Origin of the sequence: Pseudomonas kitaguniensis (assembly GCF_009296165.1) — a bacterium.
GTDB lineage: Bacteria > Pseudomonadota > Gammaproteobacteria > Pseudomonadales > Pseudomonadaceae > Aquipseudomonas > Aquipseudomonas kitaguniensis.
The window spans coordinates 1-14,626 of record NZ_VUAZ01000009.1 but is presented as its reverse complement, the minus strand read 5'-3'; the positions used below and the strand labels follow the sequence as shown (position 1 = coordinate 14,626).

The 14,626-nt window shown below is 60.1% G+C and carries 15 protein-coding genes and 2 pseudogenes; 11 read left to right on the top strand and 6 right to left on the bottom strand.

All coding sequences use genetic code 11. The features are described from left to right. Positions 1–87 precede the first annotated feature (87 nt). Positions 88–468 (top strand): helix-turn-helix domain-containing protein, encoded by a 381-nt coding sequence (locus tag F0169_RS02075; RefSeq protein WP_122251438.1) that lies wholly within the window; start codon positions 88–90, stop codon positions 466–468. On the opposite strand, the gene F0169_RS02070 is transcribed toward F0169_RS02075, so the two are convergent. The 3 genes and pseudogenes from F0169_RS02070 to F0169_RS02060 form a co-directional block, all read right to left on the bottom strand. Next, positions 398–955: an AAA family ATPase gene (locus F0169_RS02070; protein WP_152745303.1), complete on the bottom strand. Its 558-nt coding sequence runs from the start codon at positions 953–955 to the stop codon at positions 398–400. The two genes, F0169_RS02075 and F0169_RS02070, sit on opposite strands and share 71 nt — an antisense overlap. A 61-nt stretch (positions 956–1,016) precedes the next feature. Next, entirely contained in the window at positions 1,017–1,541 is a 525-nt protein-coding gene (locus F0169_RS02065) for a hypothetical protein (protein ID WP_241679031.1), read from the bottom strand. 298 nt (positions 1,542–1,839) lie between these two features. Next, positions 1,840–2,897 (bottom strand): annotated as a pseudogene (locus F0169_RS02060) (MBL fold metallo-hydrolase). Between the two features lie 140 nt (positions 2,898–3,037). Between F0169_RS02060 and F0169_RS02055 the strand changes: the two are divergent. The 3 genes from F0169_RS02055 (at position 3,038) to F0169_RS02045 (ending at position 5,523) form a co-directional block, all read left to right on the top strand. Further along, positions 3,038–3,664, top strand: coding sequence for a TetR/AcrR family transcriptional regulator (locus F0169_RS02055; protein WP_058415325.1), 627 nt, complete (start codon positions 3,038–3,040; stop codon positions 3,662–3,664). A gap of 190 nt (positions 3,665–3,854) precedes the next feature. After that, positions 3,855–4,913, top strand: a complete 1,059-nt coding sequence (locus F0169_RS02050) for a diguanylate cyclase (RefSeq protein ID WP_152745302.1) — start codon at positions 3,855–3,857, stop codon at positions 4,911–4,913. A gap of 91 nt (positions 4,914–5,004) precedes the next feature. Further along, the gene (locus F0169_RS02045) at positions 5,005–5,523 is read left to right on the top strand and encodes a DUF1003 domain-containing protein (RefSeq protein WP_152745301.1); all 519 of its coding nucleotides are present in this window, start codon (positions 5,005–5,007) and stop codon (positions 5,521–5,523) included. A 46-nt stretch (positions 5,524–5,569) separates the two neighbouring features. On the opposite strand, the gene F0169_RS02040 is transcribed toward F0169_RS02045, so the two are convergent. Then, positions 5,570–6,448, bottom strand: a complete 879-nt coding sequence (locus F0169_RS02040; protein WP_152745300.1) for a LysR family transcriptional regulator — start codon at positions 6,446–6,448, stop codon at positions 5,570–5,572. 80 nt (positions 6,449–6,528) lie between these two features. Here F0169_RS02040 and F0169_RS02035 point away from each other — a divergent pair, with 80 nt between their 5' ends. Both F0169_RS02035 and F0169_RS02030 read left to right on the top strand, forming a co-directional pair. Next, the gene (locus F0169_RS02035) at positions 6,529–7,236 is read left to right on the top strand and encodes a CTP synthase C-terminal region-related (seleno)protein (RefSeq protein ID WP_152745299.1); all 708 of its coding nucleotides are present in this window, start codon (positions 6,529–6,531) and stop codon (positions 7,234–7,236) included. Next, positions 7,233–7,556 carry an antibiotic biosynthesis monooxygenase family protein gene (locus F0169_RS02030; protein WP_122251433.1) on the top strand — a complete coding sequence of 108 codons (324 nt, stop codon included), beginning with the start codon at positions 7,233–7,235 and terminating at the stop codon, positions 7,554–7,556. Before F0169_RS02035 ends, F0169_RS02030 begins: the two co-directional genes overlap by 4 nt. 99 nt (positions 7,557–7,655) lie before the next feature. On the opposite strand, the gene F0169_RS02025 is transcribed toward F0169_RS02030, so the two are convergent. Then, on the bottom strand, positions 7,656–7,979 hold the full coding sequence (locus tag F0169_RS02025) for a DUF2025 family protein (RefSeq protein ID WP_099236867.1): 324 nt from the start codon (positions 7,977–7,979) through the stop codon (positions 7,656–7,658). Between the two features lie 231 nt (positions 7,980–8,210). Here F0169_RS02025 and F0169_RS02020 point away from each other — a divergent pair, with 231 nt between their 5' ends. From F0169_RS02020 to F0169_RS02010, 3 genes are all read left to right on the top strand, one after another. Next, on the top strand, positions 8,211–9,338 hold the full coding sequence (locus F0169_RS02020; protein WP_122251432.1) for a glycerophosphodiester phosphodiesterase: 1,128 nt from the start codon (positions 8,211–8,213) through the stop codon (positions 9,336–9,338). Between the two features lie 99 nt (positions 9,339–9,437). Further along, entirely contained in the window at positions 9,438–9,743 is a 306-nt protein-coding gene (locus F0169_RS02015; protein ID WP_058415317.1) for a PepSY domain-containing protein, read from the top strand. Positions 9,744–9,930: 187 nt separating this feature from the next. Then, positions 9,931–11,103 carry a GAF domain-containing sensor histidine kinase gene (locus F0169_RS02010; protein WP_152745321.1) on the top strand — a complete coding sequence of 391 codons (1,173 nt, stop codon included), beginning with the start codon at positions 9,931–9,933 and terminating at the stop codon, positions 11,101–11,103. A gap of 51 nt (positions 11,104–11,154) precedes the next feature. Here F0169_RS02010 and F0169_RS28240 read toward each other — a convergent pair. Next, a pseudogene (locus tag F0169_RS28240) lies at positions 11,155–11,522 on the bottom strand (methyl-accepting chemotaxis protein); the annotation flags it as partial. A 159-nt stretch (positions 11,523–11,681) separates the two neighbouring features. Between F0169_RS28240 and F0169_RS02000 the strand changes: the two are divergent. Then, positions 11,682–12,704 carry a transporter gene (locus F0169_RS02000; protein WP_152745298.1) on the top strand — a complete coding sequence of 341 codons (1,023 nt, stop codon included), beginning with the start codon at positions 11,682–11,684 and terminating at the stop codon, positions 12,702–12,704. A 258-nt stretch (positions 12,705–12,962) separates the two neighbouring features. Then, complete coding sequence (locus F0169_RS01995) at positions 12,963–14,579, top strand: inorganic phosphate transporter (protein ID WP_152745297.1); 1,617 nt, start codon at positions 12,963–12,965, stop codon at positions 14,577–14,579. Positions 14,580–14,626 lie beyond the last annotated feature (47 nt).

Genomic DNA, 14,626 nt, shown 5'->3' with positions numbered 1-14,626 from the left:
AAAATACATCCAGTTGATGAGCGGTCAAAACAACTGTACAAAAACACAGTATAGTTTGCCCTCCCCCGTCGAACCTGGAGAACACCCATGCACTCTCTGGCAATGAGCTCTTTCGTAGAACAGCAGATCGTCCTGCATCAATTTACCGCCAAGCACAGTGTGCAGGCCCGCGCGATGCTGGGCTGGAGCCGTGAAAACCTGGCCAGCCAGGCTGGCGTGGCGGTAGAAGCGCTGCAACGCTTCGAAAGCCAGGGCGATGTGGATGATGACACCCGGTTGGCGTTGGCGTTTCGGTTGGAGGCTGAAGGACTGGTGTTTTTTCCGGGGTTCGCGCCGGGTTGGGGCATGAGTGCGCGCAGGTTCGACGCAGCGCCTGCAGAACCGGCCGCACAAGGCATCATCTCGCGGTTGATGAACTCAACAAGCGCATCACTTGAGTCACCAACGCCTCAGCCGAATGGTGCGTAGCGTCCAGCCGGATCACCGGGCAGGTCAGCGGCTTCAACCAGCTTTCATGCCGACGCAAGCTGCGCAGGCTGTGGTTGCCGCAATCGTAGCGCGCCGCCCATGCGAGGAAGGCCACGCTGTTTTCATGGCGGCTGCCGCCTTGCAGAATCTGGTCGCCGTAGCGTTGCACTTCCCGCTGGCGCAGACGGTGCAGGCGCACGTGCGGCTCTACACGCAAAAACACCACTTGGGTGAACTGCTCGATCATGGCATCGCCCCAGCCGCACAGTGAGCCGGACAACACCCAGCCTTCAAGGCCGGCAGTTTGTGCCAGCAACAGGCGGGTGCGTTCATCGCGCAGCCGGGCGACGGTGAACGGCTGCACGGTGTGCTGCCAGTAAAAGTCGTCCGAGTCGAAATAAGCAACGTTCAGGTGCTCGGCCAAGGCCTTGCCCAGCGTCGTGGTGCCGGCACCTGCCGCGCCGAGGATGTGGATTTTACAGGCCATGGCGGTCCCTCCATGGCAGTGAGTGTAAACCGTGCGCACGCAGCTTCTACGCGTTGCTCAGTTAATTGGGCGCACACGCGCTGATCCGTCGATACATATCCAATAAGGTGGGCAACGTATCACGTGACCAGGATGGGCCATAAAACCAGAGCTGCGTGCCATCCTCCAACGTGTCGCAAAGAGAGGCATGACCGCTTCGGCAAGCACCATGAAACGCGGCGCTCTTGCCGTCAGACATCAAGGCGTCCAGAAGATGCTCGGCCACTAGCTCATCGATTTCATTACGACTGTTCGGCGTGAATTGAACGCTGCCATGCGCGCGTTGAGCGTTGACCGGCACCAATCGCGCACCGGCCTGGCGCAGGATGTCGAAGGCTCGGCGCATGGCAGCGCTGTGGTAAGCAGGGCTGCCCTGACCGCTGCATACATAGCGGTCAGCGAAACCGATTCGCCACCCCGAGAACAATTGGGTCGCGGTGAAGGTGGTGTTATTCAGCACCAAGGGCACTTCCACCATCACCGGGCCTGTGGGGTCGATACCGCTCAAGGCGTTGAGTAACAAGGACGGGTCACGTGCGGACCTCATCAAGGGAGGCAACGCGTTGTAGCCGGGAATTGGAACGACGCCTCCATGGTGCTCGCCAGCAAAGACGATACCGCCCTGGCGCGCTTTATCGGCTTGGGACGGCGCTGCGTCCGACCCCGTCAATGGCAATGAAGCCCCTTGGTGACAGGGCATACCTGATTGCCAATACTTCCTACACTCTTTTTCCACCTGAACTGCACCCCGAGAATAACTTTCACGGGATCATCGCACTCTCATCCGAGGTTTGTCGTAGGCCTGAAACACGCTGAAAACTCCTTTTTTCGCAGCATGCCCAAGACTAGCCTGCGGCGTGTTCCGTTGCGCTCTCGGTTTCTACGTCCAACCACCAAGCATGCCCACGTTCAGGCAGGCTCAAACTGAACGCCTGCCCCATCGCGGCGTGGTGATCGACACGTTGCGCTCCCACGCCAGGGCCATGATGCGGTCGAACGGCTCGTGCCACGCGTGGAACGCCAGGTCGAAAGTGCCGTTGTGAATCGGCAGCAGCCAGCGGCCTTTGAGGTCGATATGCGCTTGCAGGGTTTGCTCCGGCTGCATGTGTACATGCGGCCAGTCGACGTTGTAAGCACCTGTTTCCATCAGCGTCAGGTCAAACGGCCCGTACTGTTCGCCGATACGTTTGAAGCCATCGAAATAACCCGTGTCACCGCTGAAAAAAATCCGCCGCGCGCCGTCGATCATCACCCACGAACACCATAGGCTCTGGTTGCCGTCAAACAAGCCACGCCCGGAAAAATGCTGGGCCGGTGTGGCGGTAAAACGAATGCCATCGACCTCAGTGCCTTCCCACCAATCCAGTTGGCGTACTTTGCTGGCGTCCACGCCCCATTTGACCAAGGTGTCGCCTACGCCAAGCGGGGCCAGAAAGTAACGGGTTTTATCGGCCAGTTGGACCACGGCCTGGCGGTCAAGATGGTCATAGTGATTGTGCGAAAGAATCACGGCTTCCAATGGCGGAAGGTCTTCGAGGCTGATGGGCGGCGCGTGGAAACGCTTGGGCCCGGCCCAACTGAACGGTGAAGCGCGCTCGGCAAACACCGGGTCGGTCACCCAGAATTTACCGCGCATTTTCAGCAGTACGGTCGAATGCCCCAGGCGGAATACGCTGTGATCAGGCGCGGCCAACAGTTGCTCGCGCGTCAGCGGTTGCACCGGGATTTTGCCCACCGGCCGCGTACTGCGCGGTTTGTTGAAAAGCATGTTCCAGAAAATACGCAACGTCTTGCCAACACCACCGTGCTCCACCGGGGCATCGTTGGTGAAGTGCCCTTGCTCGCGCTCAGCGGGTTTGCGCACGGTGGGCTTGCGGGCGAGACGGTTTGAAATCGTGGCCATTACCGGGTGACTCCTACGGTCCGCTCATAAATTACACTGCGCGTATAAATTACACTGCACAGTGTAGTTTCTAGATTGCAACAAAACCCGGAGCAAGTAAACTACCGAGTGTAATTTGCCTTTAGAGCCGAATGTTATCCATGACTGCCCCACTACGCCTCACCGACCGCAAACGCGAAGCCATCGTGGCAGCGGCTATCGCCGAGTTTCGGGTTAACGGGTTCGAGGTCACCAGCATGGACAAAATCGCCTCCACCGCCGGCGTTTCCAAACGTACGGTGTACAACCACTTCCCGAGCAAGGAAGAGTTGTTTGCCGAAATCCTCCACCAGTTGTGGGCCAGCAGCGTTGCGCAACTGGACGTGAGCTACGCCAGCGACCGCCCGCTGCGCGACCAATTGCGCGGCTTGCTGCAGGCGAAGATGCAAATGATGTCGGACGCCAATTTCCTCGACCTGGCCCGTGTCGCGATTGCCGCCACCATCCATTCACCGGAACGCGCGCAGAACATGGTCAACCGACTGAGTAAACGCGAAGAGGGTTTCACCCAGTGGGTACGCGCCGCCCACGAGGATGGCCGCCTGTGCTGCACCGATCCGGCTTTCGCGGCGCACCAGATACAAAGCCTGCTCAAAGCGTTCGCCTTCTGGCCCCAGATCACCTTGGGCCAACCTGTGCTCGACGCCGCCAGCCAGGCCAACGTTATCGAGTCGGCCATCGACCTGTTCCTGGCCGGCTACGAAGTCAGCACTCCCCGCCCGCACTGACGCGCTGTTGTATCCACGACATTCCCGGTCGTTTTTGGCCTACTCGCAGGTTGTACTGTGTAAATGGCCCGGAAGGACACTGATTATTCCTGCGCGAATAACTGACAATATTGACCATTAAAGGCCGATCGCGGTTTTAACCGCTGATGAACGCTGTTGTATCTGCGAAAAAGAGCTGACCCAGAACACTATGGAAAACAAACTAGGCAAAGGGCTTTCATTTGCCAGGCGCATCTACACGCCAAGGATCATCGGCCTGGGTATCGGCTGTATCAGTGTCATGGGCGCCCTTTACCCATTGGCGATGCCCGGCTGGGTCTGGGCGCTGCTGATATTCAATGGCTATGCGTGGGCTCATGTGGCCTTCCAGCTGTCCATACGCTCGCCATTTCCCTACCAGGCCGAACAGCGCAACCTGCTCTACGATTCATTATTTTGCGGCTTTTGGGCAGCGGCCGCGCAGTTCGCGCCCCTGACGGCGGTAACCCTGCTGTCGATGACGGCCATGAACAACGTCGCGGCCGGCGGCAAACGCTTGTTCCTGCGCGGGCTGCTGGCGCAGGCCGCCGGTATCGGCATGGCGTGGGCGTTGTTCGGGATCACCTTCAACCCCAACGTCAGCCTTGCTCAGGTCTACACGTGCCTGCCGATACTGACGCTTTATCCGATGGCCATCGGTATGGTCTGTTATCAGTTGGCGATCAAACTGTCGGAACATAAACGCGCGCTCAGCGCCCTGAGCCGCGTCGACAGCCTGACCGGCCTGCTCAACAATGGCTCGTGGAAAGACCTGCTGAGCCTCAAGTTCCACAAGTGCCGGCAGCAACACAGCCACGCCACGATCGCCCTGATCGATATTGATCACTTCAAGCAGATCAACGACACCTATGGCCATATCGTCGGTGACGCGGTACTGCGCCAATTGAGCCTGGAACTGCGTCAACACCTGCGCGAAAACGACTTGGCCGGGCGCTACGGGGGCGACGAGTTCTGTGTGATTCTTCCGCAAATGCGCCTGCCTGCCGCCGCGCAAGTGATGGAGCGCCTGCGCGAAAACTTCAGTAACTATCGCGACCCGCAAGTTCCAGAATTGCGCGTCAGCTTGAGCATTGGCCTGGCGGACTTTCAACCCGTCTTCAACAATGCCGCCATGTGGCTGAACGCTGCGGATCGCGCGCTGTACGTGGCCAAGGACACTGGCCGCAACCGGGTGAATGTCAGCGATAACCTGGTCGCGCATTCCGCGTGAGCGCGGCAGCCGCTGACCCGATCTTCATGTGCCTGGCCGGAGGGCTCGGTCTATAGTGCTGGTTGTCTTTTGCCCCGCATTCGAGCCCGCCATGACCCCAGACAAACCAGAAGCCGCACCCGTCGACCCCCTGCGTTTTCATCGACGCCATGCCCACCTGGCGCCGACCTTCGGCAGCGACACCTTTGCGCTCAAGGCCGAAGCTTTCGCCCGGTTCTTTGGTACGCCGACCTTTCTCGGTGCGCAAACCGCCATCGTGCTGCTGTGGGTGGTGTTGAACGTCACTGGCGTTACTCACTTTGACGTGTACCCGTTCATCCTGCTCAACCTGGCCTTCAGCCTGCAATCGGCGTACGCCGCGCCGCTGATCCTGCTGGCCCAGACGCGTCAGGCCGCGCGCGACAAGGCGCAGTCCGACGCCGATGCGCAACACCGCGAGGCGCTGGCCGTCGCCAACACCGAACGCCAGGCCCAAGCCGAACAGACCACCCAGCAACTGTTGGAATTACTCGAGCAAAACACCCGCCTGACGGAAATGACCAAGCAGCTTACCGAGCGTATCGAGAGGCTGACCGGCGAAATGCACGAGCAATTCATGCGCAAACCTTGAGTGACCGCGCCAGCCGCAAAAAGCAGCTGGCGGGTGAAAGGGTTTGTCAGGGTAGTCGCAGGTGCCGGCCCAGCTCGTCAAACAGTGTCACCACCGACCGCAGCGCACGGCAATCCGGGCGCGTCAGCAACCACAGCGCCGTGTCGTGCCCGCGCAGTGCGGGGCTCAGCGGCTGCAAGCCATCCGCCAATAGAAAATCCGGCAGCGCCGCAACGCCCAGCCCTGCCCGCACCAATTCGGCGACCGACAACATGCTGTTGCAGCGATAACTGGGGCGTACACCCGGCAGGTGCTCGCGGCGCCAGGCCACGCTGGGATGATCGGGCAGGAAGTCATCCGGCGCGATCCAGGCCAGCTCGGCCAACTCGCGGCCTGCGTTGCGCCGCGCAAAATCTGCACTGGCAAACACCTGATACGCCACTGTGCCCAGGCAACGGCCTACAAGATGCTCCGGCGGTGTTTTGGTCAGGCGCAGGGCGATGTCCGCATCGCGACGGCTGAGGTTGGCGAAATCATTCGAGGTGCTCAGTTCCAGGGTCAGCGCCGGGTACTCGGGCATGAACTGCGTCAGGGCCGGCAGCAACAGGCCTTGCAACACCGAGTCGGTGCAGGTCAGGCGCACGGTGCCGCTGATCACTTCACCGCCCTGCTCCACACCGATGCGCGCGGCCTCCAAGGCTTGTTCCGCGTGTTCGGCCTGCTGCGCCAAGTTGCTCGCCAAGCTGGTGGGCAGGTAGCCAGCACGGCTTTTTTCAAAGAGTGTCTGGCCAAGCGCCGCCTCCAGGCGCCGCACCGCACGAAACACCGTCGACACATCCACCCGCAATAGCGCCGCCGCGCGCGCCAGGCTGCCGCCGCGCACCAGTGCCAGAATCAGCGAGAGGTCTGCGTAGTCGATTTGATAGTGCGTTGCTGCATTGAGCATATGGGTAAACGCCAATATTGATTGCGTGAACGCCAATCTATAGTGCGCACCAGCACACCACAAGCCATGGGACGTACTCGATGAAAACCCCCGCTCTACAGCTCGCCCTGATCGGCGACTACAACCCTGATGTTGTCGCGCACCAGGCCATTCCGGTGGCGCTGCAGCAGGCGGCCGAAGTGCTGGCCCTGAGCGTTCAGGTGCAATGGTTGGACACCGACTCGCTCACCCCCACCACCCAACTGCAGGCGTTCGATGGCTTCTGGTGCGTGCCCGCCAGCCCGTACCGCGACACCGATGGCGCACTGCGGGCGATCCGTTTTGCCCGCGAGCAACGACGCCCGTTCCTCGGTACATGCGGCGGTTTTCAACACGCGGTACTGGAATATGCCCGCAACGTGCTGGGCTGGGCGGATGCCGAACACGGCGAACTGGCCCCCGAGGCTAAACGCGCGGTGATCGCGCCGCTCAGTTGCGCCTTGGTAGAGGCGACCGACACCGTGCGTTTGGCGCCGTACACACGCATCGCCGACGCTTACGGCAGCCTGGATGTTCAGGAAGGCTATCGCTGCCGTTACGGCATAAACCGTGAGTTTGCAGGCACGTTGCTCGAAGGCGAGCTGATTGCCTGCGGCCATGACTCGGCCGGCGATCTGCGCGCAGTCGAACTGCTCGACCACCCGTTTTTCGTCGCCACGCTGTTCCAACCCGAACGCGCTGCGCTCAACGGTATAACGCCGCCGTTGGCCATTGCACTGTTAAACGCCTGCCAGGAAGTGTCTCGATGATCGCCAACACACCCGCCCCACCTTACTACGCGGTGATTTTCAGCTCAGTGCGCACTGAAGGCGATCAAGGCTATGCTGAGGCGGCCGCGCGCATGCTGGAACTTGCGCGTGAACAACCGGGGTTTCTCGGGGTGGAGTCGGCACGCGAAGACGGCCTGGGGATTACCGTGTCGTACTGGAGCAGCGAGGCGGCGATTCTGGCGTGGAGGCAGGACGCCGAGCATCAAGCGGTGCGCGAGCAAGGGCGTGCGCTGTGGTATTCAGCGTTTCAAACGCGGGTGTGCAAGGTGGAGCGGGCCTACGCCTTCGCCAGCCAGTGATCACCCTGGCGGCAGCAGTCTTGTTGTGGGAAACGGGCTTGCTGTGGCGAGCGGGCTCTGCACAACACGCCCGCCTCAACACACCGGCTCGCGGCAAAATTAGCTGACCAAACTACGCACCGCACTGATCTGCGCAATCTCCACCCGGCGCATGTACACCCGTAACGGCTCGGTGATGTTGATGCGATCGTCGATATTTTGGTCCAGCAGCAACTGCAGGCGCTCGCGCGAAAGAATCATGGTATTGCCGGTGGCAGGTAGCCAGACAAATTCAGCCGTGGGGATGATGCCGTCATCGGCGACATCCATGCCGAAGGCGTCTTCGCTGAAACGCACGATGTAGTGACCGCTCTTGCGGTTCAGGCCGACAAAACCGTGGAGTTGGTCGGCGGCCTGGCAGATAAGTTCGGACGTGATACGCATGGTCAACCTCACTGAAAAGTCCCACAGGGACTGGAAAGATGGTTTACACGCGTGGCACAGATGACTGCCCTCTGACGGGGCTGATTCGGCCGAGAATACGGCAATGCAGCACAAAAGAGCCACAAAAATGCCCCGTGCGCACGTTAATGTCGGTTTGGTGATAGCGCCTTTCGCAATCAATTGTTAAAAAGGATGCCTTCTCAAAGTCACCTCCACGAAAGGACTTCGCATATGCCTGCCACGTTTACCAAGAGCGCCTTGCTGCTCGCCCTGATGCTCGGCTTCGGCCAGGCCCAGGCTGAAGGCCCGATCAGCCCGGCTGAATTGGCGACAAACGAAGGCATTCCGTACCCTGCCGTCATCGCTCACCGTGGCGCTTCTTTTGATGCCCCCGAATCCACCGCCGCGTCCTACAAGCTCGCACGCGACTTGGGTGCCGACTACCTGGAAATGGACTTGCAGCGCAGCAAGGACGGCGTGCTGTTCGCCCTCCATGACAACAACCTGCAACGCACCACCGACGTCGCCACCAAGTTCCCCGAGCGCAAAGACGCTCCGGCCACCGAGTTTACCTGGGCCGAATTGCGCACCCTGGACGCCGGCAGTTGGTTCAACGCCGCCTACCCGGATCGCGCCCGCCCTGGGTTTGTGGGCCTGAAAATTCAGAGCCTGGATGAAATCATCAAGATCGCCGAGGGCAACCCGCAGCACAAACCCGGCCTGTACATCGAGACCAAGGAGCCCAAGCAATTCCCGGGCATCGAAGCCGACCTGAAAAACAAGCTGCTGGATAAAGGCTGGTTGAGCTCCGCCGGCTCCAAGCTGGGCAAGAGCAACACCGGCGTGGGCCAAGGCAGGGGCCGCGTGGTACTGCAGACGTTTGAAAAAGACAGCTTGAAAGAACTGCAGAAAGAAATGCCCAACACCCCGAAAATCCTGCTGCTGTGGGTCGGGCCGGGCAGTATCGAGCCGAAGTCTGCGCAAACCTTCGCTGAGTCCGGCGAAACCAGCAAAGCCGCTTACTACGCCAAGCAAGAGCCGAAAGATGCCGCCGAATTCGAAAAATGGGTCGATGAAGCCAAGAGCCTCGGCGCCATCGGCACTGGCCCATCGGCCGAGCTGACTAACCATGGCGACCAGAGCTACACCGACCTGGTCAAGCCTGAGATGAACAAGCTGACCCACGACAAAGGCCTGCTGGTGCACGTGTATACCGTGGATGAGCCGGTGGACTTTGAAAAGGTGATGAAGGCTGGCGTCGATGGCATCTTCACCAACCGCGCCGCCGAGCTGCTGAAGTTCTACAAGCGCTGGCCGTCGTCGAGTGTGCAAGACCTGCTGAAAGACAATGGTTACTGAGTGAGTTGGCCATTGGTGTCAGTGAGCCATTAAGGATGAGTTAAGTTGCGCCGGTTAATCTGGCGCCACTTAAACAGCTAACCCAGAAGGACACACACCATGAAAACCCTGACCGCACTGTTCGCCGCTACCGCTCTGACCCTGACCGCCGGCCTTGCCCAGGCTGATGTTCGTCCGGACCAGATCGAGGGCCTGCTCAAATCCGGCGCCGTAAAGCCATTCGAACAGCTCAACGCCGCTGCCTTGGCCAAACACGCCGGCGCCACCATTAACGATACCGAGCTGGACCACAAAAACGGCGTACTGGTTTACGAAGTCGACCTCACCGACACCACTGGTAAAAGGTTTGAAGTGAAGCTCGACGCCAAAACGGGCGCAGTGCTGGAAGACAAACTGGACACCTGAGTCGACTTAACAAAAAACCGCGCCCTCTATTAGAGTGGCGCGGTTTTTTTATGGGCGCTCGTCGGCTATCCGCAGGAAATGCCTGCATACACAGAATGAAATTACACGCGGTGCGCGCAAGATCGTTAAAATCCCCCGCATTGGCCTGGGCACAACGCTCACCCCCTTGCGTACCGAGATTGACTGCATGGAGCAAAAAGCCGCCGACATCGCCACCATTGGCCGCATCAGTGCCGTACCCGCGATGCTCAAGGTGATCAGTGACATGACCGGCCTGCGCTTTGCCGCTGTGGCGCGGGTGACGGACAAACACTGGACGGCGTGCGCAGTGCTCGACAACCTGGACTTCGGCTTGGGCATTGGCGGTGAGCTGGACCTGACCACCACTATTTGCCACGAAATTCGCAGCTCGCACGTGGCCGTGGTGATCGACAAGGCCAGTGAAGACCCGATTTACCGCGACCACCACACCCCACGGTTGTACAAATTCGAAAGCTATATTTCGGTGCCGGTGTTCCGCACCGACGGGCGTTTTTTCGGCACCATTTGTGCACTCGACCCTAACCCGGCGCAACTGCGCAACAGCACGATCCTGTCGACCATGGAATCGTTTGCGCGAATGCTCTCGCTGCAGATTGAAGCCGAAGAAGCCTCGCAGCACACCGAAGCGCAATTGCACGAAGAACGCGGCACCGCCGAGCTGCGTGAGCAATTTATTGCCGTGCTTGGGCATGATTTGCGCAACCCGCTGTTTGCCATCAACTTCGGCGCCGAGCGCTTATTGCGCAAACACCCAACCCCGGAAACGGAAGTGCTGGTGCGCCATATCCTCGCCAGTAGCCGGCGCGCCTCGCAATTGGTCGAAGACGTGCTGGACTTCGCCCGCGGGCGCATGGGCAACGGTATCCCGCTGAACATGGGCGATTGCCAAGGCCTGCAAGATGCGTTGCTGCACGTGGTATCCGAGGTGCAAAGCGTGCACCCGCAGCGCGTGATTCGTGCGCAAATCGGCAATCTTCAAGGGGTAAAGGGTGACCGCGAACGGCTTGCGCAGTTGCTTTCCAACCTGGTGGCCAACGCCATCCACCACGGCAACCAGGACGGCCCCGTCGAGGTCACGGCGCTGGTCGAGCACGACCACTTCACACTGACGGTAAAAAACGCCGGGCAGATCAGCCAACAAGCCTTGCCGCGGTTATTCGAGCCCTACGCGCGCACCGTCTCGGGTATCCCCCAAGCCGGTTTGGGCTTGGGGTTATACATCGTCAAGCAGATCGCCAACGCCCACGGCGGTGAATTGAATGTGTCCACCCACGAGCAGCACGGCACGGTATTCAGCTTCACCCTGGCAACGGCCTGATCAGGCGCCCAAACGCGCCATCACCTCGTTCAACTCACCCGACAACCCGCGCAGGTTGACGCTGGCCGCATCCGTGCGCTGCGCCAGGCTGCGCACCTCATCGGCCACCACGGCAAACCCTCGGCCTGCTTCGCCTGCCCGAGCCGCTTCAATGGCGGGATTAAGCGCGAGCAGGTTGGTCTGTTCGGCAATCGCGCGAAGGACTTCAAGCACCTTGCCGATGCGCACGCTGTCGGTTTCGAGGCGGCGAATGATGGGTCGGTGCGGTTGAATTGCTCCTGGGTGCCGCTCGCCATCTGCCCGGCAATCGAACTCAACTCAGCGCTGGCGCTGACCAAGTCGGTAGCGCTGCGCTGCAAGCGGCTGAAGGTCTCGCTGAGGAAGTCTCGCAGGCCGGTTCTTAATGCCTTGAATCGGCCGTGCCAGAGGCTTCTTGACCGGCTACTGACGGGCGGTCAATAAATTGTCACCAAACAAAAATAAATTGAAAACTGTCATAAAATTGTCAAATTACCTTGCAATCATGCGCAGATGCGAACCTGTGAAACGTCCTACAGGCGCTTTCTCTGCGAGCCTCCATGAACCACAGCATCGACCTCGGCCATCAGGATTCCGATCTGTTTGGCCTGCTTTACGGTTTTCGTTTTCGCCCCGGTGAAAAAGCTGAGCAGATTGACTCTGCCACTGCGCTGGCGGCCTTGCAGGGACCGCAAGACCCGGAAGAATTCCTGTGGCTGCACCTGAACCTCGCCCACGCTGCCTGCGAGCGCTGGATGAAAGCCCACCTGTCATTGCCCGAAGAGTTCTTCGAAGCCTTGCACGAAGGCTCGCGCTCCACGCGTATTGAACACGTTGATTCGGCCTTGCTGGCGGTGGTCAATGACGTGGTGTTCAACTTCAGCAGCATGGTCTCGTCGGATATTTCCACGCTGTGGGTGTGCGCTCGCAGCCGCTTGCTGGTGAGTGCGCGCCTGCAACCTTTGCACTCGGTGGATAAGTTGCGCTCGTCGGTGAAAGCCGGTGAACGCTTTCGCTCACCGCTGGAATTGCTCGTGCATTTGTTGCGTGATCAGGGCGAAGTGCTGACGCAGATCGTGCGCAAGACCAGCATCAGCGTCGACCAAATCGAAGACCAGTTGCTGTCCTCGCGCCTGTCCACCAACCGCGCCGAACTCGGTGCCGCGCGCCGGGTGCTGGTGCGCCTGCAACGCCTGCTGGCGCTGGAGCCGGGCTCGTTGCTGCGCCTGCTTAACCGCCCACCGCAGTGGCTGCAAAAGGAAGACGTGAAGGAGTTGCGCAAATCCACCGAGGAGTTTGCGCTGATCATCAACGACCTGATGGCCCTGGGTGAGCGGATAAAACTGTTGCAGGAAGAGATCGCCGCCAACCTCAACGAGCAAAGCAACCGCACGCTGTTTACGCTTACGGTGGTAACGGTGCTGGCGTTGCCGATCAATATCATCGCCGGTTTTTTCGGCATGAACGTCGGCGGCGTACCGCTCTCGCAAGACCCGGAAGGCTTTTGGATTCTGGTGGCCCTGGTCGCAACGTTTACCGTGATCGCCGGGCGCTGGGCCTTCCGTAAACGCAAAGACTATTGACCCTGTGGGAGCGGGCTTGCTCGCGATAGCATCAACTCGGTCTGCCTGATGCACCGAGGTGCCTGCATCGCGATCAAGCCCGGCTCCCACAAAGGCTGGCTTGCCAGCAGCCACTTTGAATGCATTCCGAGGCTAGCCCTGAGGGGCTTTTATGCACCAACGGCGCACTCAATCGACCAAACTCTGATCTGCCGCAGCATCTCTGTAACATTTTGCAATGATCATCAATAGCGTTCTCATCACATTGGATGCTCCGGCATGGCCACCCCTTCCCTGACTGCCGCCAACACCTCGTCACAGACTGACCCCAAACCGCGACTGGACAAAAAACCCAGCCTGGTGACGGTGATCGTTTTCTTCGCCGTGCTTGCCATGGGCCTGTTGTTTACCGCCTACAGCCTGATGCACGACGTGCACGAAATGGGCGCTCAGGTCACCACGTGGACGCCGTTTCTGTTGCTCGGTGTGGCGCTGTTGATTGCGTTGGGCTTTGAGTTCGTCAACGGTTTCCACGACACCGCCAACGCGGTCGCGACGGTGATTTACACCAACTCGCTGCCGCCGCATTTTGCGGTGGTATGGTCGGGCTTTTTCAACTTCCTTGGGGTGCTGCTGTCCAGCGGCGCCGTGGCGTTCGGCATCATCGCCCTGCTGCCGGTCGAGCTGATTTTGCAGGTGGGTTCATCGGCCGGGTTCGCGATGATCTTCGCCCTGCTGATCGCCGCAATCCTGTGGAACCTCGGCACGTGGTGGCTGGGGTTACCGGCGTCGTCGTCACACACGTTGATCGGCTCGATCATCGGCGTCGGCGTGGCCAATGCCTTGATGCACGGGCGTGATGGCACCAGCGGTGTGGACTGGGGCCAGGCGACCAAGATTGGTTATGCACTGCTGCTGTCGCCGCTGATCGGTTTCGTGTTTGCCGGCTTGCTGTTGCTGGCGCTGCGCGCGTTTGTGAAAAACCGCTCGCTGTACAAAGCGCCAAAGGGCGATACCCCGCCGCCTTGGTGGATTCGCGGCATGCTGATTGCCACCTGCACCGGCGTGTCGTTTGCGCACGGCTCCAACGATGGCCAGAAGGGCATGGGCCTGATCATGTTGATTCTGGTCGGCACCCTGCCGATGGCGTATGCGCTGAACCGCACCATGCCTGCCGAGCAATCATTGCAGTTTGCGGCGGTGGCCGAAGTGACTCAGGTGGCGCTGGTGAAAAGCGCGCCAAGCGTGTTGCAGGGCGACCCGCGACCGATTCTTTCGACCTACGTGCGCACCAAGCTCCCCACCCCGGAACTGGTGCCGGCCCTCGCCGCCCTCGCCGGCAAAATCGGTGACGAGGTAAAAGGCTACGGCTCCCTGGCGAAAGTGCCTGCCGAGGCGGTAGGCAACGTGCGTAACGACATGTACCTGACCAGCGAAACGATTCGCCTGATGGACAAGGACAAGGTCGGCAACTTCGACGCCGACACGCAAGGCAAGCTGCAACTGTTCAAGCAGCAGATCGACAATGCCACGCGCTTCATTCCGCTGTGGGTGAAGATCGCCGTGGCCATCGCTTTGGGGCTGGGCACCATGGTCGGCTGGAAGCGCATCGTGGTGACGGTGGGCGAGAAGATCGGCAAAACCCACCTGACGTACGCCCAAGGCGCCTCGGCCGAGATGGTAGCGATGCTGACCATCGGCGCGGCGGATATGTATGGGTTGCCGGTGTCGACCACCCATGTGCTGTCGTCGGGTGTGGCCGGCACCATGGTCGCGAATGGCGCAGGGTTGCAGATGAAGACCATCCGCAACCTGCTGATGGCCTGGGTACTGACGTTGCCTGCGGCGATTGTGTTGTCGGGCAGCCTGTACTGGCTGTTCACAAAACTGTTCTGATTATGGGGCTTAGATTATCGGTGGCGGGTGCATTGCCATCGGGAGCA